The organism is Paenibacillus tianjinensis, assembly GCF_017086365.1.
GTDB classification, from domain to species: domain Bacteria; phylum Bacillota; class Bacilli; order Paenibacillales; family Paenibacillaceae; genus Paenibacillus_AQ; species Paenibacillus_AQ tianjinensis.
The window spans coordinates 85,314-111,535 of sequence record NZ_CP070969.1; the positions used below are offsets into that span (position 1 = coordinate 85,314).

At 49.5% G+C, this 26,222-nt stretch carries 26 protein-coding genes, 1 tRNA gene, 1 rRNA gene and 2 riboswitches; of the genes, 15 read left to right on the plus strand and 13 right to left on the minus strand.

Annotated elements, in window-relative coordinates; all coding sequences use genetic code 11:
* Positions 1-40: 40 nt before the first annotated feature.
* The 10 genes from rrf to JRJ22_RS00445 all read left to right on the plus strand — a co-directional run bounded on the left by rrf (position 41) and on the right by JRJ22_RS00445 (position 8,499).
* A 5S ribosomal RNA gene (gene rrf, locus JRJ22_RS00400) occupies positions 41-157 on the plus strand.
* Positions 158-513: 356 nt separating this feature from the next.
* Positions 514-1,971, plus strand: coding sequence for an IMP dehydrogenase (gene guaB / locus JRJ22_RS00405; protein ID WP_206104918.1), 1,458 nt, complete (start codon positions 514-516; stop codon positions 1,969-1,971).
* Between the two features lie 120 nt (positions 1,972-2,091).
* The gene (locus tag JRJ22_RS00410) at positions 2,092-3,492 is read left to right on the plus strand and encodes a D-alanyl-D-alanine carboxypeptidase family protein (protein WP_408637883.1); all 1,401 of its coding nucleotides are present in this window, start codon (positions 2,092-2,094) and stop codon (positions 3,490-3,492) included.
* Positions 3,493-3,604: 112 nt separating this feature from the next.
* Complete coding sequence (gene pdxS, locus JRJ22_RS00415) at positions 3,605-4,486, plus strand: pyridoxal 5'-phosphate synthase lyase subunit PdxS (RefSeq protein WP_054944095.1); 882 nt, start codon at positions 3,605-3,607, stop codon at positions 4,484-4,486.
* A gap of 19 nt (positions 4,487-4,505) precedes the next feature.
* Positions 4,506-5,090, plus strand: a complete 585-nt coding sequence (gene pdxT, locus JRJ22_RS00420) for a pyridoxal 5'-phosphate synthase glutaminase subunit PdxT (RefSeq protein WP_206102671.1) — start codon at positions 4,506-4,508, stop codon at positions 5,088-5,090.
* 84 nt (positions 5,091-5,174) lie between these two features.
* Complete coding sequence (gene serS, locus JRJ22_RS00425) at positions 5,175-6,464, plus strand: serine--tRNA ligase (protein WP_206102672.1); 1,290 nt, start codon at positions 5,175-5,177, stop codon at positions 6,462-6,464.
* Between the two features lie 64 nt (positions 6,465-6,528).
* Positions 6,529-6,617, plus strand: a tRNA-Ser gene (locus JRJ22_RS00430).
* 180 nt (positions 6,618-6,797) lie between these two features.
* Complete coding sequence (locus JRJ22_RS00435) at positions 6,798-7,139, plus strand: hypothetical protein (protein ID WP_206102673.1); 342 nt, start codon at positions 6,798-6,800, stop codon at positions 7,137-7,139.
* 13 nt (positions 7,140-7,152) lie between these two features.
* Positions 7,153-7,302: a small acid-soluble spore protein P gene (locus JRJ22_RS00440; protein WP_206102674.1), complete on the plus strand. Its 150-nt coding sequence runs from the start codon at positions 7,153-7,155 to the stop codon at positions 7,300-7,302.
* Between the two features lie 105 nt (positions 7,303-7,407).
* Positions 7,408-8,499, plus strand: coding sequence for a hypothetical protein (locus JRJ22_RS00445; RefSeq protein WP_206102675.1), 1,092 nt, complete (start codon positions 7,408-7,410; stop codon positions 8,497-8,499).
* Positions 8,500-8,564: 65 nt separating this feature from the next.
* Here JRJ22_RS00445 and JRJ22_RS00450 read toward each other — a convergent pair whose 3' ends face one another.
* On the minus strand, positions 8,565-9,137 hold the full coding sequence (locus tag JRJ22_RS00450) for a GNAT family N-acetyltransferase (RefSeq protein WP_206102676.1): 573 nt from the start codon (positions 9,135-9,137) through the stop codon (positions 8,565-8,567).
* A 66-nt stretch (positions 9,138-9,203) separates the two neighbouring features.
* The gene (gene tadA / locus JRJ22_RS00455) at positions 9,204-9,707 is read right to left on the minus strand and encodes a tRNA adenosine(34) deaminase TadA (protein ID WP_332461362.1); all 504 of its coding nucleotides are present in this window, start codon (positions 9,705-9,707) and stop codon (positions 9,204-9,206) included.
* Between the two features lie 323 nt (positions 9,708-10,030).
* Between tadA and JRJ22_RS00460 the strand changes: the two genes are divergently transcribed.
* Positions 10,031-12,328, plus strand: coding sequence for an ATP-binding protein (locus JRJ22_RS00460; RefSeq protein WP_206102678.1), 2,298 nt, complete (start codon positions 10,031-10,033; stop codon positions 12,326-12,328).
* Positions 12,329-12,348: 20 nt separating this feature from the next.
* Positions 12,349-13,050, plus strand: a complete 702-nt coding sequence (rluF, locus tag JRJ22_RS00465; protein WP_206102679.1) for a 23S rRNA pseudouridine(2604) synthase RluF — start codon at positions 12,349-12,351, stop codon at positions 13,048-13,050.
* An 89-nt stretch (positions 13,051-13,139) separates the two neighbouring features.
* On the opposite strand, the gene motB is transcribed toward rluF, so the two are convergent.
* Positions 13,140-13,955, minus strand: coding sequence for a flagellar motor protein MotB (motB, locus tag JRJ22_RS00470; RefSeq protein WP_206102680.1), 816 nt, complete (start codon positions 13,953-13,955; stop codon positions 13,140-13,142).
* The gene (motA, locus tag JRJ22_RS00475; RefSeq protein ID WP_206102681.1) at positions 13,939-14,739 is read right to left on the minus strand and encodes a flagellar motor stator protein MotA; all 801 of its coding nucleotides are present in this window, start codon (positions 14,737-14,739) and stop codon (positions 13,939-13,941) included. The genes motB and motA overlap by 17 nt, the downstream gene beginning before the upstream one ends.
* A 206-nt stretch (positions 14,740-14,945) precedes the next feature.
* Here motA and JRJ22_RS00480 point away from each other — a divergent pair, with 206 nt between their 5' ends.
* On the plus strand, positions 14,946-15,239 hold the full coding sequence (locus JRJ22_RS00480; protein WP_206104919.1) for a hypothetical protein: 294 nt from the start codon (positions 14,946-14,948) through the stop codon (positions 15,237-15,239).
* A 236-nt stretch (positions 15,240-15,475) separates the two neighbouring features.
* Positions 15,476-15,763 (plus strand): 4a-hydroxytetrahydrobiopterin dehydratase, encoded by a 288-nt coding sequence (locus JRJ22_RS00485; protein WP_206102682.1) that lies wholly within the window; start codon positions 15,476-15,478, stop codon positions 15,761-15,763.
* 88 nt (positions 15,764-15,851) lie between these two features.
* Here JRJ22_RS00485 and JRJ22_RS00490 read toward each other — a convergent pair whose 3' ends face one another.
* From JRJ22_RS00490 to JRJ22_RS00515, 6 genes are all read right to left on the minus strand, one after another.
* The gene (locus JRJ22_RS00490; RefSeq protein WP_206104920.1) at positions 15,852-16,208 is read right to left on the minus strand and encodes a c-type cytochrome; all 357 of its coding nucleotides are present in this window, start codon (positions 16,206-16,208) and stop codon (positions 15,852-15,854) included.
* 127 nt (positions 16,209-16,335) lie between these two features.
* A complete protein-coding gene (locus JRJ22_RS00495; protein ID WP_206102683.1) occupies positions 16,336-16,821 on the minus strand; it encodes a GNAT family N-acetyltransferase in 486 nt (161 codons plus the stop codon).
* Between the two features lie 261 nt (positions 16,822-17,082).
* Positions 17,083-17,574, minus strand: coding sequence for a C40 family peptidase (locus tag JRJ22_RS00500; RefSeq protein WP_206102684.1), 492 nt, complete (start codon positions 17,572-17,574; stop codon positions 17,083-17,085).
* Positions 17,575-17,579: 5 nt separating this feature from the next.
* A riboswitch (cyclic di-AMP (ydaO/yuaA leader) is annotated at positions 17,580-17,724 on the minus strand.
* 383 nt (positions 17,725-18,107) lie between these two features.
* On the minus strand, positions 18,108-18,536 hold the full coding sequence (locus JRJ22_RS00505; protein WP_206104921.1) for a C40 family peptidase: 429 nt from the start codon (positions 18,534-18,536) through the stop codon (positions 18,108-18,110).
* A 72-nt stretch (positions 18,537-18,608) separates the two neighbouring features.
* A riboswitch (cyclic di-AMP (ydaO/yuaA leader) is annotated at positions 18,609-18,747 on the minus strand.
* A 234-nt stretch (positions 18,748-18,981) separates the two neighbouring features.
* Entirely contained in the window at positions 18,982-19,779 is a 798-nt protein-coding gene (locus tag JRJ22_RS00510) for a hypothetical protein (protein ID WP_206102685.1), read from the minus strand.
* A 44-nt stretch (positions 19,780-19,823) separates the two neighbouring features.
* Positions 19,824-21,839 carry a M1 family metallopeptidase gene (locus JRJ22_RS00515; RefSeq protein WP_206102686.1) on the minus strand — a complete coding sequence of 672 codons (2,016 nt, stop codon included), beginning with the start codon at positions 21,837-21,839 and terminating at the stop codon, positions 19,824-19,826.
* A 105-nt stretch (positions 21,840-21,944) separates the two neighbouring features.
* Between JRJ22_RS00515 and JRJ22_RS00520 the strand changes: the two genes are divergently transcribed.
* Positions 21,945-22,451, plus strand: coding sequence for a YwhD family protein (locus JRJ22_RS00520; protein ID WP_206102687.1), 507 nt, complete (start codon positions 21,945-21,947; stop codon positions 22,449-22,451).
* A 111-nt stretch (positions 22,452-22,562) separates the two neighbouring features.
* Here the strand turns inward: JRJ22_RS00520 and JRJ22_RS00525 are convergent, their stop codons facing one another.
* The 3 genes from JRJ22_RS00525 to JRJ22_RS00535 all read right to left on the minus strand — a co-directional run bounded on the left by JRJ22_RS00525 (position 22,563) and on the right by JRJ22_RS00535 (position 26,109).
* Positions 22,563-23,027: an AbrB/MazE/SpoVT family DNA-binding domain-containing protein gene (locus tag JRJ22_RS00525; RefSeq protein ID WP_206102688.1), complete on the minus strand. Its 465-nt coding sequence runs from the start codon at positions 23,025-23,027 to the stop codon at positions 22,563-22,565.
* 221 nt (positions 23,028-23,248) lie between these two features.
* A complete protein-coding gene (locus JRJ22_RS00530; RefSeq protein WP_206102689.1) occupies positions 23,249-23,938 on the minus strand; it encodes a DNA-3-methyladenine glycosylase in 690 nt (229 codons plus the stop codon).
* 101 nt (positions 23,939-24,039) lie between these two features.
* Positions 24,040-26,109 carry a transglycosylase domain-containing protein gene (locus JRJ22_RS00535; protein ID WP_206104922.1) on the minus strand — a complete coding sequence of 690 codons (2,070 nt, stop codon included), beginning with the start codon at positions 26,107-26,109 and terminating at the stop codon, positions 24,040-24,042.
* Positions 26,110-26,222: the final 113 nt, after the last annotated feature.

Consider the following 26,222-nt stretch of genomic DNA (forward strand, 5'->3'; position numbering starts at 1 on the left):
ATTTGTTTCGGATTCAGTTTTCAGGCGATTAAGCCTGCCGTTTGGTGGCGATAGCGGAAGGGTTCCACGCGTACCCATCCCGAACACGACCGTTAAGCCTTCCAGCGCCGATGGTACTTGGACCGAAGGGTCCTGGGAGAGTAGGACGCCGCCAAGCACATGAAGCCATTGTTGAGTCATCGACAATGGCTTTTTTTGTTGTCAATATGGAGATTGTGAAATGATCTTAATGTCCACCCCGTACGGACTTTCGTCCAAGAATTCGCTTACTCTGTGGCCTTTTTCTGAATACCTCCTCTGATGATGTAATATTCTTGACAGGCCAAAAAGCCTTTGCTAAGATGGCAATAATATATTTTTGGACAAGCATCTCAAACCTTAATTGAAGATCTCATTGTGCCTAACTTCGCTGTAATTGTCTGTGTCTATCGGATATGGACTTTAGCCGGAGTTTCTTCATTTATAAAGTTTGCGGACGTTTAGAATAAAGACATTCGAGGAGGAATGACCCAGGTGTGGGAAGATAAGTTTGGTAAAGAAGGACTGACTTTTGATGATGTGCTGCTGGTGCCGCGTAAATCTGAGGTACTGCCGAAGGAAGTGGATCTGTCTACAGTTTTGAGTAAAACTGTGAAGCTCAATATTCCGCTTATGAGCGCGGGGATGGATACCGTAACTGAAGCCGCAATGGCAATTGCAATTGCCCGTGAAGGCGGAGTGGGCATTATTCATAAGAATATGTCCGTGGAGCAGCAGGCTGAAGAGGTAGACCGCGTTAAACGTTCCGAAAGCGGCGTTATCACCAATCCTTTCTCCCTAACACCTGATCATCTGGTGTCCGACGCCGAACGGCTGATGGGCAAATACCGGATTTCGGGCGTTCCGATTGTAGACGATAACAATAAACTGGTTGGCATTATTACTAACCGTGACATGCGCTTCATTCATGACTATAGCGCTCCGATCAGTGAATATATGACCAGAGACAACCTGGTAACAGCTCCTGTAGGAACTACACTCCAGGAAGCTGAAGTGGTGCTACAGCGTCATAAGATCGAGAAGCTGCCGCTAGTGGACGATAATAAGATTCTTAAAGGTCTTATTACTATTAAAGATATCGAAAAAGCGATCCAGTTCCCTAACGGCGCTAAGGATGCCCAAGGACGTCTTCTAGTAGGCGCAGCTATTGGTATCTCCAAGGATTCACAGGAACGGGCAAAAGCTTTGGTTGAGGCCGGTGTCGATCTGATCGTAGTTGATTCCGCACACGGACACCATATCAATATTATTGAAGCAGTACGCAATCTGCGTGCCCAGTATCCTGACCTTACCATTGTTGCCGGCAATGTAGCGACTGGAGAGGCTACACGGGAGCTGATTGAAGTAGGTGCTTCGATAGTTAAGGTCGGTATTGGTCCAGGCTCGATCTGTACCACCCGTGTTATTGCCGGTATCGGTGTACCGCAGATTACAGCAATCTACGATTGTGCAACGGTTGCCCGTGAGTATGGCGTGCCGATCATCGCTGACGGCGGGATTAAGTACTCGGGTGAGATTACTAAGGCTATCGCAGCTGGCGCTTCGGCGGTTATGATGGGAAGCTTGTTCGCCGGTACCGAAGAAAGTCCAGGGGAATCGGAAATTTACCAAGGACGTAAATTCAAAGTATACCGTGGCATGGGCAGCATGAGTGCGATGAAGCAAGGCAGTAAGGACCGCTACTTCCAGGATGATGATAAGAAGCTTGTTCCTGAGGGGATTGAAGGACGCGTGGCTTTCAAAGGATCACTGTCCGACACAGTTCATCAGCTGATCGGCGGACTCCGCTCAGGTATGGGGTACTGCGGTACCAAGACATTGACTGAGCTGCGTAACGATACCTCCTTCATCCGGATTACCGGTGCCGGACTACGCGAGAGTCATCCGCATGACGTACAGATTACTAAGGAAGCACCTAACTATTCCTTATAATCGGCCAAATTCGCTAAATTACGGACAGACAGGGCGAAATTCGTCCTGTCTGTCTTTTTTTGCAGGTACCCCTGTGTTAGAATAGAACAAGCAATGGATATGAACCAAAGGAGAGTAGTAATTTTGAAGCACAAGCGGAAGTTCAGCAGTAAACAATTTGTGATCAAGACAGCGACAGTAGGTCTGCTTTTAAATATGTTAGCTTCTCCTGCAAGTTCAGTACTGGCCGATGCGGTGAAGACCCCGGCTACCACAGAAGCAGGTACTGCTGCCACAGGCACTGCAACAGCCAAAGCAGCTGTAGCCAAAATACCATCTGTAGAGTCGCTAGGACTTAACGTGAGCTCAGCAGTATTAATTGAACCTACCACCGGTGAGGTGCTGTTGTCTTATAATGCAGATCAAGCTCTGCCCCCGGCGAGTATGACGAAGATGATGACAGAGTATCTTGTAGCCGAAGCCGTGAAGAATGGACAGCTTACCTGGGACCAGAAGGTCATTGTGCAGGAGAATGCCGCCCAGCAAATCGGTTCCCGAATCTTTTTGGCACAAGGTGATGAACATACAGTTAAAGAGCTGTACATAGCTATGGCAGTTGGCTCAGCTAACGATGCTACGGTTGCTTTGGCGGAACTGGTTTCCGGCTCTGAACAGCAATTCGTGACACTGATGAACGAAACTGCCCAGAAGATGGGGATGAAGACAGCGTATTTCATCAATTCAACGGGTCTTGACCGGGCAGATATGCCGGCTAAGTATCGTCCGGAAACAGACCGCGAAACGGTTATGTCTGCGATGGATGCGGCTATTCTTGCGAAGTATATTGTAACTGATCATCCTGATTTTACTGAATTCACAACCATACAGTCCTATAAATTCCGTGACCGGGATACCAAACCTATGGTTAACTACAACTGGATGCTTGAGGCTAATAAGGATATTGCCAACTTTAAAGCATACGCCTACCCGGGTCTTGACGGACTGAAGACGGGACATACTAGCAATGCCGGCAACTGCTTCACTGGTACGGCCGTGCGAGACGGCATGCGTCTGATCAGTGTAGTTATGGGGGCAGATTCAGAAGCGCATCGGTTTACCGAAACTAAGAAAGTGCTTGATTTCGGTTTCAATAACTTTGAGATCAAGCAGGTCGTGGCCGCTAAGTCAGTAATCACCGGCAACGAAACTGTGCCTGTACAAAAAGGCAAAAACAAAAGTGTATCTGTGGTTACAGATGCAGGTGTAACCTTCATGGTCCCTAAAGGAACGGTTTCACCACAAATCGAAACTGCCGTTACGGTGAATGATCCATCAACTTTGGTGGCTCCAATCCCCAATGCTACAGCAGTCGGTAAGGTAACGTATACTTATAAGGTTGAAGGCATGTCTCAGGTCCAGCAGAAGACAGTCAATTTGATTACAGCTGAGGAAGCAGAGAAAGCCGGATGGTTCAAACTGCTGATGCGGGCAATAGGCGATTTTTTTGGTGATCTGTTTACAGGAATTAAAGATCTGTTCTAGAGCCAGCAATGACTATAGGCAGACAGATATCCGAGTAAATGGGTTGTATATATAACCGCCCTGCGGTAGAATTATTATTTAGATTCAGTCAGATTATTCGGGAGGCTTGGACATGGAAACTGGTACATCGAGAGTTAAAAGAGGTATGGCAGAAATGCAAAAAGGCGGCGTCATCATGGACGTCATGAATGCAGAACAGGCAAAGATTGCTGAGGCTGCGGGTGCAGTAGCCGTAATGGCTCTGGAACGGGTTCCTTCCGACATCCGCGCAGCAGGCGGTGTAGCACGGATGGCTGATCCTACAATTGTAGAAGAGGTTATCAAGGTAGTTAGCATTCCAGTAATGGCTAAAGCACGTATCGGCCATTATGTAGAAGCTAAGGTTCTGGAGTCGCTGGGCGTTGATTATCTGGACGAGAGTGAAGTTCTGACTCCTGCTGATGAAGTTTTCCATATCGACAAGCGTGAATTTACAGTTCCTTTTGTATGTGGCGCAAAAGACCTCGGTGAGGCACTTCGCCGTATTAATGAAGGGGCTTCTATGATCCGTACCAAAGGCGAACCAGGAACAGGCAATATCGTTGAAGCTGTTCGTCACATGCGTTTCATTAACAGCCAAATCCGCAAGGTGACTAACCTGTCCAAGGACGAGCTGTATCATGAAGCCAAAACTCTTGGAGTTCCTTACGAGCTTCTGCTTGAAGTTCACGAGCTTGGCAAACTGCCGGTTGTTAACTTTGCAGCAGGCGGTGTAGCTACTCCTGCCGATGCAGCCTTGATGATGCATTTGGGTGCGGATGGTGTATTCGTAGGTTCCGGTATTTTCAAATCGGATAATCCGGAGAAGTTTGCCCGTGCGATCGTTGAAGCAACAACACACTTCACCGACTACAAACTGATTGCTGAAGTATCCAAGAACCTCGGCACCCCGATGAAGGGGATTGATATTGCAACGCTGGCTCCGTCAGAACGCATGTCGGAGCGTGGCCGTTAATAGAGAGAAGGTTTCCCGGATGAAAATAGGAGTGTTGGCGCTTCAAGGCGCTGTAACAGAGCATATTGTCAGTATAGAGAAAACCGGAGCCGAGGGCCTTCCCATTAAGCGCGTAGAGCAGCTTGAGGAAGTTGAAGGACTGATCATCCCTGGCGGAGAAAGTACTACGATCGGCAAGCTGATGCGCAAATACGGCTTCATTGAAGCCATTCGTGATTTCTCAGCCCAGGGTAAGCCTATTTTCGGTACATGTGCGGGAATGATTGTGCTGGCGAAGAGAATTGCCGGTGGCGAACCTTCACATCTTGAGCTGATGGATATTACCGTTGCCCGGAACGCTTTTGGCCGCCAGCGGGAGAGCTTTGAGTGTGATCTGGATGTAAAAGGGATAAATGAGCCGGTCCGTGCCGTCTTTATCCGTGCTCCGCTCATTAACGAAGTGGGTCCGGATGTCGATGTCCTGACGGTCTATAATGATGAGATCGTAACGGCGCGCCAGGACAACCTGCTGGTATCCTCTTTCCATCCGGAGCTGACCGATGATTACCGCCTGCATCAATATTTTGCCGATATGGTGAAGGCTAGTGTAGAAGCTAAACAATAGAACTGCATACAAGAACATCCTGACTCTTTCAATGCTGCAACAGCAATTTGAAAGAGTTTAGGCTGTTTTCAGGAGGGAAACTTTGTGCTAGATGTAAAAGTATTGCGCAGTGATTATGCCAAGGTAGAAGAGGCGCTTAATAAACGCGGGAAATCACTTGATTTGATTGCAGGCTTTCCACAGCTTGACTTGCGCCGGCGTGAACTGCTGCAAGAGACTGAAGGGCTTAAGAACCGCCGTAACATCGTTTCAGGCGACGTGGCTAAGAAGAAAAAGAATGGCGAGCCGGCAGAAGACTTGATTGCTGAGATGCGTACGGTATCCGACCGGATCAAGGAGCTGGATGATGAAGTCCGCGAACTCGAAACACAAATCGATGAGCTGACCATGAGCATTCCGAACATTCCTCATGAATCGGTGCCGGTAGGCAAATCCGAGGAAGAGAACGTTGAAGTGCGGCGCTGGTCGCAGCCAAGAGAGTTCGGATTTACGCCCAAATCCCATTGGGAGCTGGCACAGCAGCTGGATATCCTTGATTTTGAAGCCGCTGCCAAGGTTACAGGTTCCAGATTTGTGTTCTATAAAGGTCTTGGCGCCCGTCTGGAGCGCGCCTTGATCAACTTCATGATGGATCTTCACAGCGGAGAGCATAACTACGAGGAAATGCTGCCGCCATATATCGTAAATAAGGACAGCTTGTATGGTACAGGTCAGCTGCCGAAGTTTGAAGAGGATCTGTTCAAGCTGCGGGACACCGAATATTACCTGATTCCTACAGCCGAAGTACCGGTAACGAACTACTACCGTGAGGAGATTCTGACAGCTGCAGATCTGCCGAAATATCATGTTGCTTACAGCTCCTGTTTCCGTTCTGAAGCGGGTTCAGCAGGCCGGGACACCCGCGGGCTTATCCGTCAGCATCAATTCAATAAGGTAGAGCTTGTAAAGCTGACTACCCCTGAGACCTCATATGAGGAGCTTGAGAAGATGACAGCTGACGCTGAACGCGTACTGCAGCTTCTGGAGCTGCCGTACCGGGTGCTGGGCTTGTGTACCGGAGATATGGGCTTCACAGCAGCTAAGACGTATGATTTGGAGGTCTGGCTGCCTGAGAGCGGCATGTACCGTGAAATCTCCTCCTGCTCCAATACAGAGGACTTCCAGGCGCGCCGGGCTAATATCCGTTTCCGTAAGGAGCCTAAGGCAAAGCCTGAATTCGTTCATACCTTAAATGGTTCCGCATTAGCTGTAGGACGGACCGTGGCAGCTATTCTGGAGAACTACCAGCAGGAAGACGGCAGTGTGCTGATTCCGGAAGCACTCCAGCCATACATGCGTAATGTGAAATCGATTAGTCCGAAAATTTCTCAATAATATGCTTGCGTATTATTAGGATAATGTGATACAATTCCTAATGCATGTGAAATTTTGATGCATTGGAGAGGTACCGAAGCGGTCATAACGGGGCGGTCTTGAAAACCGTTAGGGTGCAAGCCCACATGGGTTCGAATCCCATCCTCTCCGCCATATCCTTATAAACTAATGAATTGCAGATAGAAGCCATCTTCTCCGGAAGGCGGCTTTTTTTGTGCTCTTCTGCCCCTACAAATATCCGAATATGGCTGGCAGTGGAGTGAGTGATCAGCAAGCAGGAATAAAAAAACCCATTTCTCCGCAATGTATTAGGGAAGGAGGGTGATTATAACAATGAACCGAGAAATGCAATTGGACCAGAATAGTCTGGTTTCGGCGTGGCAGGAGCGTTTGCCTGCTCTAATGGACGATGGGGACAGCTTTAGCCTGCAGGGGGATGCAGCAGACCCGAAGAGTCTGTTGATTCATTTTAACGCTGCCGGCCATCAGGCCTATTCCCTTGATTTCCGTTGTACCTATGTGGACAGCCGGGAGGTTGCCGTAGATTTGATTGATGTGGAGCAGGGAGGGCGCCATACTGACGAACGTACTGATGCCGTACAGCAGCTTGCGCAGCAATATACTAGACAGATTCATGAGTGCGCCCAGGCGTTGCAGAATCTGACCAATCCATAGGAGGAATAGTGAGATGAGCAAACCCAAAAGTATGCCGGTTCCCGGCGTAGAGACTAACCATGAGCCTAGGGAGGAGCATCACTCCTCCGGGCCTAAGCCGTTATCCGGTTCTAAAAAGGTAAAGCAGGCTAACCATGTGGATCATCACAACCGGCAGGGATAAGATTGAAACCAGAGGCGCGAATGAAACGTAATGTTTCTCGTATTTGCGAAATGGTTTATCATTAGGAGGGGAAATAATTTCTTTACATGGGAGAGGAGAACAATAATGATTAAAAAATGGGGGTTGTCAGCTGCTGCATTGTTGCTTACAGCTGCAGTGATTTTACCCGGATGTGCAAGTAAAGAACAGGCGCCTAAAGAGGCGTTGAAGTCGGCTGCAACCAAAGCCATGACAATGACATCTTATGAAATGCAGAGCAAGCTCACAGTGAATAATCTGACTATTGATGCACCTGCAGGGGAAACCGATGGAACTACGGGCATGGTGCTAAATATGCTGAAGAATGCGGATATTTCCGTGAACGGAGTTTATCAGGCCGATCCGAGGCAGACTGAATTAACGCTGGTGCTGAATCTGAAGGGCGATATGGCCATGACCTTCAACATCCCGATGGTGATGACCGGGGAAACTTTGTATGTCAAAATACCTTCAATTCCGCTCTTACCGCTTCCTGAGACGATTGTAGGCAAGTTCCTGAAGATGGATCTGAAGGAGTTGGCGGAACAGGAAGGTGTAGAGTTCAACCCTGATTCGCTGGATACTAAGAAAGCACAGGATCTCACCAATGAAGTGCTGAGCACGCTCCTGGGTGAGTATGATGAGAAGACCTATTTTTCTGACGTGAAGCCTAAGGATGCCGCATTGCCTGAGGGTGTAGAAGCCAACCAGGTTGTCCGGTTCCAGGTCACTAATGATAACGTCAAAGAAGCAATTACAATTCTTGTAAATAATGCATTGCCTAAGATTATTGATATCCTGAGTAAAGAAGAATACAAAGAAATGCTGCAAATTGATGAGGCTGATCTGGCCAAAGCCAAGGAAGAGCTGCAATCCAGCGAGACCCGGGCTGAATTCGATAAAAATTTGGCAGACTTGGGCAACTATCTTACAGTTAACAAGTTCCAGCTGAACACTGCAGTCAACAAGGATGATTTCCCGGTGTATCAGGATCTGCTGATGGACATTGTGGTTAAGGATCCGGAGCAAGGCCAGAATGTCAGCTTGTCACTAACCGGAAGCAATCAATACAGTAAGATCAATGAGAAACAAACCTTCACGATTGGTATACCTGAGGGTGAGAATGTCATTACAATGGAAGAGCTTCAGCAGCAGTTTGGCGGAATGAGCACTTATTAATCTTTTAAAATGAGAAAAACCTGCAGGAATGCGAATCGCTCGCACTCTTGCAGGTTTTTTGCGTATTAGGGTTGGACTTTTTCCGCCAGGAAGTCGTCTGCCAGGATGGCATAGGTCCGGTGATCCTGCCATTCCCCGTTGATCTTAAGGTAGCGGCGGGCGATACCTTCAGCCTGGAAGCCGTTTTTCTCCAGTACCCGGCGTGAGGCAGCATTATGAAGCAGGATAGCTGCCTGCACCCTATGAAGCGCAAGGGCCCGGAAGGAATAGTCCAGAATCAGTCTGGCGGCAGCAGTTGTATAACCCTTGCCCTGGAGGGTATGATCGATAAAATAGCCGAGGTCGCCATATTGGGCTACACCGCGTACGATATTGGAGATAGTGATCTGTCCGGCCAGCTGCCCGTCCAGCAGGAAGATACCGAACATATAGGCCCTGTCCTGGTCTGCATCGTTCATACGCTGGCTGATCAGCAGCTCCTGGCTTTCAAGTGTATAATAATCAGCTTCACGCTGCGGTTCAAACGGCTGGTGATGTTCTCTGTTGCGCAGACGCAGCTGGAGCAGATCATTTGCGTCCTGCTTCTGCAGCAGGGCGAGGTAGATGCCCTGAGCATTATCGTAAAGCTTAAATGACATGGTGATCCTCCTATTATCCGCAAATAGCAGTGTACATGACTTGTATTACCTTTTGTACAAAATGGGCTAGAGCTTTGACGGGCTTTGCCGCAACCGGCGGAAAAAGGAAGTAAGCAGCTCTGCGCATTCTTCCTGCAGAACACCTTGAATAACCTCGGTCCGGTGGTTGAATCTCGTTTCTTCTAGCAGATTCATAAGTGTGCCGGCACAGCCCGCTTTGGGATCTGTGGTGCCATAGACAGTTAGCGGCAGCCGGGACTGAACCATCGCCCCTGCGCACATGGGGCAGGGCTCCAGCGTTACATACAGCTGGCAGTCAAGCAGTCTCCAGGAATTCAGCGCTGTACTGGCTTCCCGGATAGCCACCATTTCGGCATGCGCAGTAGAGTCCAGCGTAGTTTCCCGCAGATTGTAGCCGCGTCCGATAATCTCGCCGTGACGTACAACCACTGCGCCGATGGGCACCTCGCCCAAGCTTTCAGCTTTTCGGGCTTCCGCAATGGCCTCTCTCATCCATAATTCATGAATCGCCAGCTCTTCTGCCGACAGTTCACCGGTTTGAATATTCAAGCTCATCTTCCCTCCTAATAACCCTCTTTGTACAACGAACAAATATTCGATCTTAACAAATTGTGCATAACTCTGTGGATAACCGCCGACTTATGCACAATATTGTGCACAGCGCCATTTAATAAATTGTTTATATGTGAATAGCCTGTGGATGGTTTTCACCTTTTCTTCTTGCTATTGTAGAGAAACCGCCTTTAAAATTCAATGTTTTATGGAGGAAACCCAGATTTGAAATGTCTTTTCAAATGGTTAGGCAAAAGGTATGATATTCATGAACACTCCGCTTGATTTTTTTACCAGCGGATAAGAGGTGAAAAAGCAGCTTGTCCATAAAAACTAAATTATCAGCTATTATTTTTGGTTCGGTATTGTTAATCCTGGCGCTCAATTTAACGCTGAACCTTTATACAGCCCGCAATAACCTGCGCAGTGAAAGCGAAAATAATATGAGGATGACCGCTATGCAGATCGCGGTCTCCGTCGAGCAAAGCAACTACAGCTCCAATTATGTACAGCAACAAATGGCCCAGAATCTTCGGCTGGCTGCCATACTCGCCGCTGAGGAGCTTGATCCGGATATTAAGAATGTGAACAACAACCAGCTGAAGAGGCTGGCAAAAAAGCTTGGTGTGTCTAATATTTCACTTCTTGTCAAAACTGATGATGACATTGTAGTGGCTAAATCCTCCGATCCTGCCGAGCTTGGGCTGTCTACCAGAGGCATGGATTATTGGTATGTAGCTTTGCTTGAGCTGTTCGCAGGTCAAAGAGTATCGGTTAGGCAGGGCCAGACCCTTGAGGATTTCTGGTCAGGGCCCTTTGAATTCTCTACCTCCACTCCCAAGTACATCGAGAAATGGGGATATTACCGCGATCCGTCGAGAAACTATATCATCGATCCTTATATCCGCAGTACGGCAGTGAGTGACTATGTGAGAATTATGGAGCCCGAGGAGCTCATCAAGCGCTCTAAGGAGGTTAATTCGGGACTTTTAGAGATCACAGGAATTAACCCCAAAAGCTTTGCTTCGGAGAGCATGCAGCCTGATGGCTCCGACAGCGTCAATTATAAGCTGCAAAACCGTCCGATTCAGTATGGAACCTATACTTATGGTAACGTTGAAGAAGATAGGGTAGCGATTATGGCGGCGCTGAGCAAGGATGCCCCAGTTACACTGGAAACAGAAGCGCTGGGCAAAAGAGTGCTCAAAAGCTTTATCCCGATCAGCCAACCCGGCATCGATGACTATGTCATATGTGTGGTAATGGATTATTCGGTAATCTCTTCGGTAATCAAGAAGGAGCTGGTTAATAATATTACGACCTCGGTGCTGCTGTTAGTCATCTTTTTCGTATGCAGCTATGCACTGGCTGGTGTTGTCACCCGTCCTATTCAGGATATCCTGCGAAAGGTCAGTGATGTTGCTGTTGGCAAGTTTGAGTCCCCGCTGAATGTAGCCAGCCGTGACGAGCTGGGGCAGCTGGCCAGCCGGATCAATGCCATGACCTCACACCTGCTTCAGCACACGAATCAGCTGGGCAAGACGCTAGAAGAGAACAGGGCGGTTAAAGAACATCTGGAGTCGGTCATTAACGGCACCTCGGATGCCATCCACACCGTAGACATGGAGGGCCGGATCACTAGCACCAACAGGGCTTTTGAAGAGCTGTATGGATGGAATGCGGCTGATGCACAAATTAAGATGCCTTATCTGGTGCCGGCTACGGCGCAGAAGCAGGAAGAGGCGAGGCTGCAGGAGCTGAAGAATGGTGCTGTTCTGCCGCCGATAGAGACGTACCGACTCAAACGTGACGGATCAATTGTGGAGGTCAGCGTAAGCACCTCGATCATTCGTGATGAAGATGGACGTCCGCAATCGTTTGTTCATGTCTCCAGGGATATGACCGAACGCAACAGGATTGAAGAACTGCTGAGACGCTCTGAAAAACTGACTACTGTTGGCCAGCTTGCCGCTGGGGTAGCCCATGAAATTCGTAATCCGCTTACGACGCTCCGCGGATTCCTGCAGCTCCAGAAAGAGAAGGGTCTTCTTATACCGCTCCATATTGATCTGATGCTCTCAGAACTGGAACGGATTAATATGATTGTGAGTGAATTTCTGATTCTGGCCAAGCCGCAGGCTGTCCACTTCCAGGAGAAGGATGTACGGTACATTCTGAATGATGTAATTTCCCTGCTGGGCAGCCAAGCCCATCTCTTCGGTATCGAATTTGAGTCACAGTTCTCTGAGCAGCCTGCCATGGTGCATTGTGAGGAGAACCAATTGAAGCAGGTATTTATAAATATCGTTAAAAATGCAATTGAAGCTATGCCTGAAGGCGGCACAATCACCGTTAAGCAGCAGATGGATGAGAATTCTGTTATCATTGTACTCTCGGACGAAGGCGAGGGAATCCCTGAGGATATGCTGCCGAAGCTGGGTGAGCCTTTCTTTACGAATAAGGAGACAGGAACAGGACTTGGGCTGATGGTCAGCCAGCGGATTATCCAGGCCCATAAAGGCAGTATGGAAATTCGCAGTGAATATGGCAGCGGGGCTGAAATTACAATTATATTGCCTGCAGCACGTGAGCCGGGACCCCAGTCAAGGATTGATTAAAGAACGGAGTGAAGACAGAAGTGAGAATTAATAAATTCATCAGTGAGACAGGATACTGTTCACGCCGTGAAGCAGACAAGCTGGTTGAGAGCGGGAGGGTGACCATCAACGGAGAGCGTGCTGTGCTGGGCAGCCAGGCCTCTACGGGTGATAAGGTCCTGATCGATGGGAAAACGCTTGAAACGGGCAGCCAGGTCGTTTATATCGCTCTAAATAAACCCGTGGGCATCACCTCCACCACAGAAGCCCATATTCAGGGCAATATCGTTGATTTTGTGGGACATCATGAACGTATTTTCCCGATAGGCCGGCTCGATAAAGATTCTGAAGGCCTAATCCTGCTTACGAATGACGGCGATATCGTCAATAAAATATTGCGTGCTGAAGGTAAACATGAGAAGGAATATGTTGTAACGGTAGACAGACCGGTTACACCATCCTTTATCACAGGGATGTCGAGTGGAGTCAAGATCCTTGGCGGCAAGACGCTTCCCTGTGAAGTGACACGGATAAGTGAGCGGGTGTTCCGCATTATTCTAACCGAAGGCAAGAACCGGCAGATCCGCCGTATGTGCAGTGCCTTCGGCTATGAGGTAAGACGCCTGCAGCGTATCCGTGTTATGAACATTCGCCTGGGCGCCTTGCAAACCGGTGAATGGCGCGAATTATCGGCACAGGAGAAGCAGGAGCTGGGAGCCATGCTGAATTATGAACTACAGTAGCGGCCAGGAAACGGGGCAATAGCCACAAATAAAGAGCTGTTCCGGCGGGGGAGACCCGAAGAACAGCTCTTTAATTTGTACACTGGCACTTATTTGCCGGGAGGAACAACGGTTGTAGTATTCGTTGCCTCCTGATATTTACGAAGAATGGAGACTTCTACACGGCGGTTCTTGGCCCGTCCGGCCGCAGTAGTATTGGGGGCAATCGGATGATATTCCCCGTATCCGATCGGGCTGAACTTGACGGGATTCAAATTCGGGTTCAGCAGCAGGATTTTCATGAAATGAAGTGCACGGTCTACGCTGAGATCCCAGTTGGACGAGTAGCTGCTGTTGGAAATCGGAATGTTATCCGTATGTCCCTGCACCAGTACATCATAATCGGGAAATTGCTGCAGCATGCTTGATATCGATTTGGCCAGCTGGCGCGACTCATCTTTTACCTCTGCCTGTCCTGACGCGAACAGGGCGTTGTCGCTGATCGTAATCATCAGCTGTGACTGGTTCAGCTTCGTGCTGAGCAGATCGCTAAGCCCGTTTTTATCAATATACTGATCGAACTGCTTCTTCAGCTTCTCGAGGTCTTCTTGTTCCTGTTTACGAAGCTTTGAGATATCCGATTCTCCTGTATTCTCGGCAACAACGTTGTCCATCTTATCATGCTTGCCCTGATCGAGCTGGGATTGGGTAGGCGTTGCTGACCGCTGGTCGAGAATGCCTGTTCCGCCGTTCAGCGCGTTGCTGAAGGCCTGGCTCATTTCTTCAAATTTCTTGGCATCTGTAGCACTCATGGCGTACATAACGAGGAACAGGGCGACCAGCAGTGTCATTAAGTCAGAATAGGGCAATAGCCAGGATTCGTCGGCATGCTCTTCGTGTTCTTCATGTCTAGTCTTTTTGCTCACTCGAGCCGCCCTCCTTACTGCTTAGCTTGGCACGCTCCGAAGGAGTCAGGAAGACAGACAGTTTCTGGTTAATAGCGATGGTTGAAACCCCTGATTGGATGGACAGCAGCCCCTCCACCATCATCAGTCTGATTTGTATTTCTTTTTTGGAGATTCGTTTGAGCTTGTTAGACATCGGGTGCCACAATACATAACCGGTGAATATACCGAGCAGCGTAGCTATAAATGCACCGGCGATCGCGTGGGCCAGAATTTCCATATCACTCATATCCGCAAGTGCGGCAATCAAGCCGATAACGGCCCCGAGTACACCAAGTGTTGGAGCGTACATACCCGCCTGGGAGAAAATCAGTGCTCCGGCTTTATGTCTATCTTCTGTAGCATGGATATCTTCCATCAAAACATCACGGACAAATTCCTGATCGTTGCCGTCGATAATCATGCGCATCCCGTTTCTCAGAAAATCGTCTTCAATTTCGTCTACTTTGGATTCAAGCGCCAGCAGTCCTTCACGCCGGGTAATGGATGCCCATTCCATAAACAAAGTGATCAGATCAGACTTTTGCACCATTTTCTGCTGAATGAAGAGCAGCTTGAACAATTTGGGAATGCTTTTGATTTCCGACATGGGAAAGGCCATGAAAATAGATGCGATTGTACCGAGAAAAATGATGAGATAAGCTGCGGGAGTGTTCAAGCTTGCAAGCGGAGCACCCTTGAGCACCATCCCATAAAGGACTGCAATCAGACCAAAGACCAAACCAAGTATTGTTGAAATTTCCATTTATGCACCTCGTCCATGAGAATTAAGAAGTGATCCGTTTATAGCCGCATATATCATCCGTGAACAGCGGCGGGACACCCTGTGTGTAATAAAATCACGTATATTCTTATTTATCGTCAGCATTCCCTTTTTTGTGAAGTCATTTTTTCGGCTATAATGGGTAAGGTAAGTTATTATTCATCTGTGGAGAAAACGGAGTGATAGATGTGGGTGTTAAGCACGGAAGAGATTACAGCGAGATTTTAAATGAACTGACGGAAGCCGTTGGGCGTATTTCGGACGGGTATCTATTCTTTGAAATGGAGCCGGACGAATGGCAGGAGCTGCCGCAGGAATCGAAGATGGAAGTATGGGAAGCACTGGCAGAGGATCTGTTTTATGCGCTTGGCAATGAGCCTATGATTCAGGTGGGCAGCGGTGTTGTGATCTACGATAAGGAGACGCACCGGATCAACATTTTGCTTGGTGAGGAAGACTTGGCTTCGGTAGTTCTTGTCTAGAACGGATGCAGCGCAGGCAGCAAGTTTGCCCGGCGGCTGCAGCACGTGGTAAAATTGAGGCTAACGAGTGCTATTTGCCGGGAATTGAGAATACATTAAACCGAAAAAAAGCCTTCATCCTGGCGCATCCCTTGGTCTTTTAGAAGCTGAGGGATGTTTTGTTTAAGGCTTCATAGAGTAGGTAAAGAACTGGGCTGTATGGACTTTACTGCTAATTTAGTAAGGGAGGAAGCAAATTGCAATTTACAGAGGAAGAACTGCGTGAGCAGATAAGTAAGCTGGAGGGGTGGAAGCTGGAGCAGGAGGTTGTGGTGCGCAAATATATGTTCAACGAATATATGAAGGGCATTGCCTTTGTGGATGAAGTAGCCGCCATATCTGAGGCCTTCGATCATCATCCGCATATTACCATTGACTACAAGACTGTGATCCTGCGCTTATCGGCAAAAGAAGAGAGCGGCCTCGGAGCGCTTGATTTCCGCCAGGCCCATGAATTTAATGAAGCCTTTGAGAAAAACCGCTAGGACACTGTTCAATATATTGCATATAAAAATGCCCGTGCTTGCGGATAATCCGTTTATCCTCACACGGGCATTTTGTATAGTGGGCCAGTTACTTCTTCTCTGCAAGCCATAGGGCGACGTTTGCGATTTCCTCAGGAGCCAGCTTATCCTTAAAGGAAGGCATTTGCCCACGTCCCTTGGAGACGATACTGTAGATGCCTTCAGCATCGTGTTCGCTGCCCTCATGCTGCAGACTCGGTCCTACATTACCCTGAAGCTGATCGCCATGGCAAGAAATACAATTGGCTGTAACGATTGCTTCTGCACTTGCGGCATCCAGTGTGACTTGCGGCATCGTCGGCTTACTTTCTTCTGCGACCTCTGCTTTGCCTGGCAGTGTGAACAAGAGCACTACCGCAAAGGCGCAGGCGGCGAAAAACAAACCGCTCATGATCCATTTCTGCATCTCCATCCGTCCCCTCCATGTAAGCTGCTTTCTTCATTATACCGAATGGTAAAGCGTTGTCATAGAGTTTGTGTCAAAAAAAGGAACGATTTTCGTTGCATAATTTAAAAGTTACCTGTATTTAGTGTTATTTATCATAGACCATGCAATAAAAGGGCCTATCGCCACTTGGAGTGCGGCGTTCATACGTGTCGGTGATGGTGAAGCCGCATTTCTGGTATGTTCGAATAGCCCGCTGGTTCCAGGTCAACACCTCCAGATCGATTTCCCGTTCCGGGTAACGCTTCAGGGCAGCCTGCACAATGGCTTCCATGAACAAATGGCCCATTCCGCGACCGCACAAGTCCGGCCGCATGCCGATGCCGAGCCTGACCACACCCTCCATCGGGAACAGCTGTGCGAAGCCGCAAAGGTCTCCTTGCTCGTTCACTACGGATACATACTGTTGACTGCGCAAAACCGGATCTCCGAATTCAATACCGAGCGCCTGCATTTGCTCCCAGGGCATCCATCCGTAGATATTATAGGGCGGCTTATAAATCCACTCACAGATATTCTCGGCATGGCTGGGTTCCATAGGAACAACATGAAAGGTAACAGGGGAACTGATCATAATGGCACAGGCCTCCTTTCAAGAGGACAATACTCTATCCATATACTTAATTATATACAAAACAGGCCCCAGTCAACTCAGCTATTTTTCAAAAACAGGAGAAACTTGACAAACCCAAAAAAATATTTTATGAAATGGCGAAAATTGAGGGGAATAGGTGTTTTACAGATGAGGGGAGGGGTAAATATTTTTATAGACAAAAAAAAGGCCTTCCCCAAGATTTCGGCAAAAATCCTGGAAAAGCGCCTCTCTCATAACCCTTTATTGCACATCATCATTATCTTGTGAATCTGTTGCTACAGTCTGATAAGCATCCGTGCTCATGATGCGTTTGGCGCCAACGTAGCGGTTGACGTAGTAACTGTCACTCAGCGAGCTGATAGTTACACCTTTAGAAGATGAAGCATGTGCGAATTTGCCGTCACCGACATAAATGCCTACATGGGATACGCCACGGCCGCTTGTATTAAAGAATACAAGATCGCCTTCCCGCAGATTGTCACGGGAGATGGCAGTGCCCATCTGGTATTGGGAGCCGGATTGATGCGGCAGGTTAATGCCGATCTTGTCAAATACGTACATGGTAAATCCGGAGCAATCAAAGCCGTTTGTCGATACACCGCCGGATACGTATTTAGTTCCGATGGCTTTGTCGATGACTTTATCCATTTTGGAATCGGCGAAAGCGCTTCCTGCTCCAATGGTAAGAATGATAGAAAAACTTAATAATGCGGCTGCTAACTTCTTCTTCAAAAGTAAATACCCCTTCCAAATGCCTACGAGGTTAGCTTAAGGGTTCGGTTGAAGGTCCCCTATGACCCCTCTGTGAATAGGAGGTCAATTCACCCAAAAATTGGTTCCCCCGTTTCCCTTATGAAGAAGGGAACTCGGCATGACTGTTGATTAGGATTAGCTGATCAATCAATATGACAAAACTTTTGTAAAACCCATTTGAATAATTACAAAAATGTTACTATAAGTTCACTGCGATAATTGTAACAAAGACAGAGCCAGTTGGCAATCACTTAAAACATATTAATGCATATTATTTGCACTTTTTAAGAGTCATATCTGCTAAAAAGGGCGCATATTTACGCCCGGCGTAAGCTATTTCTCTGAATAGGTTGGAATTTTAAGTAAAAAGGTGTTTCATGGACCCCGAATCGGTGTAAAAGGTAGAATAAGGAAATAAAAAAGGAAAGACCCGGAAATGATTACGGCAATAATCAGCTTCCGGGCCTGTATAAGTTACATTTAGTTGTTAGAGGCGAAATTGAGGAGAAGGATCAATCGTAAGCGACAGCCTGGTAAGCTGTTGTGCTCATTACACGTTTGGCCCCAACGTAGCGGTTGGCCCAGTAAGAATTGCTCATCGAAGTGATAGTAACACCACGGGAACTGGATGATTGTGCAAACTTCCCGTTTCCGACATAAATGCCGACATGGGATACCCCACTGCCCAAGGTATTGAAGAATACAAGGTCACCGGAACGGAGATTACTCTTGGAAACGGCGGTTCCTACGCTGAATTGTGCTTTAGAAGTGCGCGGCAAGGTAAGGCCGACGCTCTTAAATACGTATTTGGTGAATCCAGAACAATCAAAGCCGGCAGTGCTTGTGCCCCCGGTTTTATACGACGTTCCCAGCGTTTTTGTAATCACGGTATCCATTTTGGAGTCGGCAAATGCGCTTCCTGCCCCCAGTGTGAATACCATCACAAGACCTAGCGCTGCTGCGGTGCATTTCTTCTTAAGATTGGTGCGGAAAAAATTGTGACTTGTCAAAAGATGTACTCCTTCCAAGGCCTGCGAGGTTAGCTTAAGGATTCGGTAGAAGGTTCCCCTATGACCCCTCTAAAGCGAGATCAATTCACCCAAAATATGGTTCCCCCACTTCCCGGTGCTGGGAATTTGGCGATTTATGCACCAGAACAGTGACTGCGTATCGACAATGTTAAAGTGATTAAGGTACATACAGTTAGTCAAAATAGTTTCAAAAGATTACAAAGTTGTTACCAGTGGTACAGGCATCATTGTATCAGAGGTTTTATGTTTTTGCAAATCCCCCGAATCTCCGCTGAACTCCCCATTAACGGGCAAAAGAGTCACACCCCTGTGTCAGGGATAGTGACTCTTTTAATATGCCGTTTTAACAGCTGAATTATTGTGGGAATGTTTTACTGCTCCAGAGGTGGTATTGTGCGGCAATTCCCCACATTTTGAACAGCGTAGAGGGGAGCGGCGAGAATTGCCGGAACAGCAGGGCTGACATACCGGGGCACAGCAATGAAGTTGCAAAACCCAGCAAAAGGGTAACCAGTCCGCCGGAACCAAGGAGGAGGGAAGCGCCGGTAGAGGGAAGCAGCACCTTCAGACAAGCCAGCACTGCGGAGAACATGCCGGTTCCGGCGGTGTAGCCGAACTGCATGTACAACAGAACTATGCGGATGCAGTATAGATAGAGCAGCCAGGCAAGCAGGTACGGAACCAGCCTCAGCAGCAGCTTATAGTCAAAAATACCGCTTAACAGCAGCGTGTACATTTTGGGCAACAGCCAATAGAGCGGCAGCGCTGAGAGAAACCATTCGGACAGGCTGAACACCAGAACCGGTAGCCCGTAAAGCTTCATACCGGGGAAAAAGAACAGTCCTCGTTCTCCTTTACGCTCCTGATGCAGCTCATGCAGCAGCCCGGCACGGATGAACGGGGAGAGCAGCAGCCGCAGCGCGGATAATGCCAATAGCATCCAGAGCCAGCGCTGGACACCGGGATCGCTGCTGAGCGCGAACTGCCCCTCGATATAATACAGCAGCCTCCCGATACCGCTGCCTCCGGCGTGGATATCAGGATAACGCAGAAGCACCGGGATGATAGCTGACCTGATGAACCTGTACAAAAAATAGCCCCAGAGCAGCCGGTAGATAAATAGCAGAATCAGAATATAAAATTGCTCCTTCATGCTGAGCCAGCCGCGGGATATCGCACTTTTCACAATCCTTCACCTCACCAGACAAGAGTTCCGAGCAGAGTTTCAAGCAGTTTGGTTGATACTAGCGTCCAGCGGGAGAGTGTCTTCGGCGCAAGCTCCGCCAGCATGAAATTATTAAGGTGCTTGCTCTCCAGCAGAATGGAGTGGTCAGGATCAATCTCTACGGACATAAGAGGCGCTTTGTAGGTTAGCTGAAAATTGGCCGCCTTCTGCCCGCCATTCCAAATTTTCCTTACCGTGTATCCGTCCGAAAAGGTGAATTTGATGGGTACATCACCATACTGGCTGCCTTTGTTACTCACCTTTACCATGATTTTATAGCGGCCGTTTTCTCCCTCTGCGCTACTCTTGGCGATGCTGGTCTTTATATGGTCCACAGAGAAATCAGGAGACCCGCCGCTGTAAACATATTGGTCGAAATAAGCCTGCCATGATTTTTTCGTTACTTTCTCTACGATCTTTTGGAAATCCTCAGTAGAAGGGTGATGAAACCTGTACTTGCGGGCATACGCCAGCATTATAGCGTCCATGGTTTTGGTTCCGGTCTGCCGTTCGATATCCTTAAGTACCAGCTTGCCGCGGATGTACACATTACGGGTATACCCGTCGGCGGTCGTGTATTTCCAGGTTTCCAGATTAAGCGGCTGCGAGGTGGACACAAGACTGGCCTGCAGGCCAATATTGGAGGAGACACCGTATTCCTGCTCCATCAGGCGGTCCTCCGCATAGGAGGTGAAGCTTTCATCCAGCCAGGCTTCTTCAAACTCGTTGTTCGCCACCATGCCGTAAAAATATTGATGGCCAATCTCATGGATGACAGTGCGCTCCAGCGAGGTGCCAGGGGAGCTTTCGGCTGCGCCGAAGGCGGTAATCAGGGTCGGATACTCCATTCCGCCTGCACCATTCCCCTCTTTGGGCGGTACGATAATCGACAATGTGGAATAAGGGTACGGCCCGTACCACTTGCTAAAAGCGGTCAACGCGGCCTTGGCGGCCTGGAAATAACGCTCCTTAAGATCCTTGTGCAGCGGGTCCAGATATAGCTTGATGCGTACACCCGGTACGTTCGGGGCGGAGAAGGCTTCCTCAGCAACCACGAAATCCGGGGAAGCGGCCCAGGCGAAGTCGTGAACATCATCTGCATAAAATTGATAGATCTTCCGGTCCTGCTTGATCTGGGCAGCCTTTACCGGAAAGCCGGTTGCCCCAACGGTGTAGTTTGCGGGGACTGAAATGGTAACGTTGTAAATACCGAAGTCGCTGTAAAATTCGGAAGTGCCATGGTACTGGTGTAAATCCCAGCCTTCCGCCTTTACTCCCCTAGTCCCTTTAGGCTCGTAGACGCTAAGCTTGGGAAACCACTGCCCTGCCATTACAAAGTCTCCTGCAGTTCCCATGCGGGCGAATATTTTCGGAAGCTTGACCTCAAACCGGATTTTGAGGGTTACGCTTTCTCCGCCGTTCACCGGCTGCGGAAGATGTACCTTTACAAGCGTCTTGTCGTGTACATTTCCGTCATCGGGCTGCACATACTGCAGACGCTGCATAAGTGAGACTCCTTCAGTGGTCCGCAGGTCGGTAATGGCCATGCTGCCGAATCCGTCCGCTGGCATCGTGTCCCCGCGCAGCTCGCCTCCGGATTCCTTCATAAACGTAGTTTTTTCTGAAGCAAAGGCATTGGGATAGAGGTGAAAATAGAGCTCTTGTACGGGCTTTAAACCAGGGTGGGTCCAGGTTACCGTCTCGGAGGCCTCAAGTAGGGCTGCATCCGGGATCAGCCGTACATCGATATGATACTCGGCAACACGCTGGCTTAAGGCCTCAGAAACGGGAAGCGGCTTACTCTCGGGAAGATGTGGCTGCGCAGCTTTGGACTGAGGCGCGGCAGCGGGGGACTTGGCCGCTTTTGGCGCAGCCGCGGACAGTGCGGCAGGGCTGTGCCCTGAAAGAACCCATATGGCGCCTCCCAGCAGGGCGAGGGCGGCCAGGGTCGCAGAGATGATCATGTACCTTAATGACAGTGGCTTCATAACTGTGATTCCTCCCGTGACAAGCATCTACGGGATGTATATGTTTGCATTCGCCGCATTATTAGCTAAAATTAAATTATTAGTGAAAGGGAAGGATGTGCACATGTGGATAACGTACAACCGGAGGGCAAGAAGCAGATTGCTTTGAATATTGTGAACGCGAAGAGCAAGCATAAAGGCTTCGGCGCCGGGTCCATTGATCTGAACAACGTATCGCCAGTCATCATTGACGGCGGTGAAGCAGTTATCGATATCGGTGCCATGCATGCCAAGAGCAAAGTGGAGAAGGGAATTAAATTCTCTACGAACCGTGAGGATGTTCCGGCTGGAAGGCAGGTTTGGGTGGTGTGGGTAGCGGTGGACCGTACGCCGGAGGGCCAGCTCTACGGAGGCATTACCGCCTGCGAGATGTGGATTGACTCTGAGGCGCGCCGCGGCTGGAAGATCCTTGCCGATCATGTGAATAAGCTGGATGCCGCCCTGAAGCGCAAGATTATTCTGGATGGACTGGGTGCAGCGGACAAGGCAGCGCTGAAATCACTGCTGATCTCCCACAATGAGGAATGGTGGGCAGCTTCTTCCGATGAGTTGAAGTCTGCACTGGCTGAATAGCAGCAGGTAATATTCTGCAAGATTAACATGAAAAAGGCTTGGACCTTCGTGATTAGAAGGTCCAAGCCTTTGTTATATTGGATGAGGGATCAAGGATGTTGTAACAGAACGCTATTTGCCAGTCGTACTGATCTTTCGCTTGAGCTGGCTTACTCTGGCCTGGCTGATGCCAAGCACTCCGGCGAGCTCCTTCTGGTTGGCGTACGGGTGCTCCGCCATAGCCTTCTCCAGACGCTGGCTCATTTCTTCAGTTTTCGTTCTCCGGCTGTTACGGATAGATTCATCTTCAGCAGGGTCTTCAAGCGGTTCGGGTTCCGCAGAGAGGCGGCCCGGATCTCCCAGCTCCTTGAGGCAATTGTTGCAGATAAACTGATCCTTGTAGTAGGTCACGTGGTCGAGGCTCCGGCAGAAGGTGCATTCTGTTGATGTGTACTTCCGGAGAACGATAATCTCCTCATTCAGGATAAAAAATTCGATAGGGTCCCCAATGTCGATATTTCGTGTCATGCGGATTTCTACGGGAACCACAATTCTGCCAAGACTGTCCAAACTCCGGATCATGCCTGTATCCTTCATCTCATGTCCCTCATTTACATCAATATATTTTTTTGCGGATATATACGATTATAGCAGTTATTGTAAGTTTAGAGAACGGGGAAAGCGCATTCATTTATAACATTGAAGAAACGCAGGAAAGGCCTCCCGTTTTGGAATGCCAAGGCGGGAGGCCTATTAGGGTTCTCTTCTTTTTACCCAATAAACCGGTGCAGAAACCATAGAATACATCCTGATCTTGTTTACCTCAGGTTGAAGGGCTGCTCCAGCTTATCCTTTACTGAAACGTAAGGGTTATTCCTGAGATAGAAGCGCCAGGGAAGCTGTGTGTATTCTTCTGCGTAAGGAATATTAATGCGCGGGGCCTGGACAATATCCAGGCTCTCCACCGGGTCCCCCTGTTCCAGCCAGAGGGGACTGCCTGGTACATCCAGCCGGCGGCCGTTAAGGCTTTTGTCGATCCGGAGGGCACGGCATAGCTTGCCCGGGCCTCCTGAGAGCCCGGAAGGATTCCTGTAAGCAATGCCGCGGTAGGCCGACATCTGCGCCGCATCACCAGGTGTTAGCGGCTCAACCGCCCGGATCAGCACGGCATGCGGGTCGCCTTCCCCGGCAGTAACCACATTGAGGCAATGGTACATGCCGTATATCAGGTAGATGTAGATTGTCCCGCCGGAGCTGAACATCACTTCAGTGCGTGCGGTCCGGCGGCCGCCAAAGGCGTGACTGCCCTTGTCTTCTATCCCTCCGTAGCTTTCTGTCTCTACGATGCGGCAGCGGATCTCTCCGTCCTCTGTACGCCGGACCAAATGCTGGCCCAGGAGAAGAGGTGCAGCCTGCAGTGCCGGTAGCCTGTATAAATCGGGTGACAGCAGACGCCGAGGGCGGATGCTTTCGCGGCTCGATCTGTCCTCGTGTTCATTGCAGTCCATAGTTGGGATGCCCCTTTCCTGGCAAAGCGGGCTCTGAGGCATTACGCCATGCCGGTGATGTCCCCATCGTATACCCAGAATTATTGAGTCTGCAACAGGGGCTAGTTCATCCACCACCGTTTGATGTCATTCCACAGAGAATGCTCTTCCTTGCCCGGGTCAGCTGTACCTGGGGAGCCTTCAGCCGGAGCAGTCTCCCCGCCGGTGCCGTGCTGGTCACAATACTCCGTGGGCTCTGTGCCGCTGATGAAGGTCTCCAGCTCTTTTTCAGGACAAGCAGCTGTGGCGAGCTTGCCGGATTGCGGATTGATATACACGCTGACCACCCCGTCAGGAATGGGAAAAATCTTCGGAGGCACGTTGGCCAGCGCTTTTTCTGTGAATTCAGCAAATATCGGTGCGGCCCGCCGCCCATCGGACGTAGCGATATCGCGGCCCTTGTCATATCCTACCCAGACCGCTGTGGACAGCTCGGGCGTAAATCCGACCATCCAGCCGTCCGTATCAGTCGTTCCTGTCTTTCCGGCCACAGGACGCTTAATAATTGATGCTACGCGGTTGCCTGTGCCGCCGCTCTCAAAGACCCCTTCCATCAGCCGGGTCAGGACATACGCTGCTGCCGGCTCCACAACCTTTTCTCCCTGATCCTGCGGAGCCTCATAGATCAGATTACCTTTGGAATCGGTAATTTTGAGGATGGCAGTCGCCGGTTGCCTGATGCCTCCGCCGCCGATCACAGCGAAGGCAGAGGCCATCTCCAGCGGACTTACCGGAGAAGTGCCGAGCGCCAGGGAAGGAACGCTTTGCAGCGGGCTGTCGATTCCCATCCGGGCGGCCATTTCTGCGACTTTATCTGCGCCTATTTTCATAATCGTATTTACCGCGTAGATATTGTCGGAAGCGGCGATAGCCTGGCGCATATTGATCTCCCCAAGGTATTTATCGCCGAAATTTTTGGGCTGGTAGGTTTTGCGGTTATTGTCATAATGGAACAGCGTCGGCTGGCTGTTGAATACCGACAGGCCGGTCATCGTCTTTGAAGAGAGGGCAGTTAAATACATGATTGGTTTAAAGGATGACCCCGGCTGGCGGGTCGTCGCCAGAGCATGATTGAACTGGTTGGTGCGATAGTTTTTCCCGCCCACCATTGCCTTGATATAGCCGGTGCGGGGATCGATGGATACCAGCGCTGTCTCCAGTTCACTGGCGGCATCCATTTCTTTATCAACGGCCTCCTCAGCAGCCTGCTGCATATCGGGATCAAGGGTGGTATAGACATTCAGTCCGCCAAGCTCCAGCTCATCACTGCTGATATGGAGTGTATCCAGGACAAGCCCGCGCACATAATCACGGAAATAAGGCGCGAGAACGGTGGTATTCTTCTGGCCCTGCGGTTTGAAGCTTAAGGTCTCCTGTGCTGCCGCCCGGGCTTGTACGGCTGTGATGTCACCCACCTCTACCATGGCTGATAAGATGATGCCTTGCCGTTTCTTGGCATTCTCCAGGTGGGTATACGGTGAATAATAGGTGGGCCCTTTAGGAATTCCGGCAAGCATTGCACTCTCTGCCAGAGTAAGATCTGCAGCTGCTTTGCCGAAATACATCCGGGCCGCCGCTTCAATTCCATATGCGCCATGACCATAATAGATTTCATTTAAATACATGTTCAGAATTTCATTTTTGCTGTACTTCATCTCCAGCTGCATCGTGTAAAGGGCTTCCTTTGATTTGCGGGTCCACGTCTTCTCATGGGTAAGATAAAGATTGCGCGCGAGCTGCTGGGTCAGGGTGCTGGCTCCCTGCGTGCGTTTTCCCGCCTCCACATTGGCAAGCACAGCCCGTGCCATTCCTTTCAGGTCAAAACCGGAATGATCATAAAATTTCCGGTCCTCCACGGCCAGGGTAGCCTGGATAAGCTGCGGGGCGATCTGGTTCAGTGCAACAGGGTCCCGGCTGCGTCCGTCCGTGGTAAACGTGGTCAGTACATTACCCCGGGAATCGAGCAGCTTGGAGCGGATATCATCGTCGATCGGCGGAAGCGGTTTGTTGTATAGATAGCCTAGTAGTGCTCCGGCAGCCAGCAGGAACAGTACGGCCATGGCGGCCAGCAGCCGGACCAGCCGGCGGAGGCGGTGTCTCTTGACTTTGGGTTTAGCGGAATCACGCGGCATGGCTTCAGGCTCCTTGTCCTTCAAAATTACGAAACGGCCATGGGTATCTTGGCAAAGATTTGGCTGGTTAGTTTTCATTATGGGGAAGGCAGGGCTCAGATATTCAAGGCTGC

Bases quoted from the DNA above. Each gene is read 5' to 3' on its own strand.
- JRJ22_RS00535 (WP_206104922.1), bottom strand. From the start codon at position 26,109: ATGCCGCGTGATTCCGCTAAACCCAAAGTCAAGAGACACCGCCTCCGC.
- JRJ22_RS00435 (WP_206102673.1), top strand. From the start codon at position 6,798: ATGAACCGAGAAATGCAATTGGACCAGAATAGTCTGGTTTCGGCGTGG.
- JRJ22_RS00440 (WP_206102674.1), top strand. From the start codon at position 7,153: ATGAGCAAACCCAAAAGTATGCCGGTTCCCGGCGTAGAGACTAACCAT.
- JRJ22_RS00515 (WP_206102686.1), bottom strand. From the start codon at position 21,839: ATGAAGCCACTGTCATTAAGGTACATGATCATCTCTGCGACCCTGGCC.
- JRJ22_RS00495 (WP_206102683.1), bottom strand. From the start codon at position 16,821: ATGATCAGTTCCCCTGTTACCTTTCATGTTGTTCCTATGGAACCCAGC.
- pdxS (WP_054944095.1), top strand. From the start codon at position 3,605: ATGGAAACTGGTACATCGAGAGTTAAAAGAGGTATGGCAGAAATGCAA.
- JRJ22_RS00525 (WP_206102688.1), bottom strand. From the start codon at position 23,027: ATGAAGGATACAGGCATGATCCGGAGTTTGGACAGTCTTGGCAGAATT.
- motA (WP_206102681.1), bottom strand. From the start codon at position 14,739: ATGGAAATTTCAACAATACTTGGTTTGGTCTTTGGTCTGATTGCAGTC.
- JRJ22_RS00445 (WP_206102675.1), top strand. From the start codon at position 7,408: ATGATTAAAAAATGGGGGTTGTCAGCTGCTGCATTGTTGCTTACAGCT.
- JRJ22_RS00510 (WP_206102685.1), bottom strand. From the start codon at position 19,779: ATGAAGGAGCAATTTTATATTCTGATTCTGCTATTTATCTACCGGCTG.
- JRJ22_RS00505 (WP_206104921.1), bottom strand. From the start codon at position 18,536: ATGGTATTCACACTGGGGGCAGGAAGCGCATTTGCCGACTCCAAAATG.
- JRJ22_RS00490 (WP_206104920.1), bottom strand. From the start codon at position 16,208: ATGCAGAAATGGATCATGAGCGGTTTGTTTTTCGCCGCCTGCGCCTTT.
- pdxT (WP_206102671.1), top strand. From the start codon at position 4,506: ATGAAAATAGGAGTGTTGGCGCTTCAAGGCGCTGTAACAGAGCATATT.
- JRJ22_RS00530 (WP_206102689.1), bottom strand. From the start codon at position 23,938: ATGGACTGCAATGAACACGAGGACAGATCGAGCCGCGAAAGCATCCGC.
- JRJ22_RS00450 (WP_206102676.1), bottom strand. From the start codon at position 9,137: ATGTCATTTAAGCTTTACGATAATGCTCAGGGCATCTACCTCGCCCTG.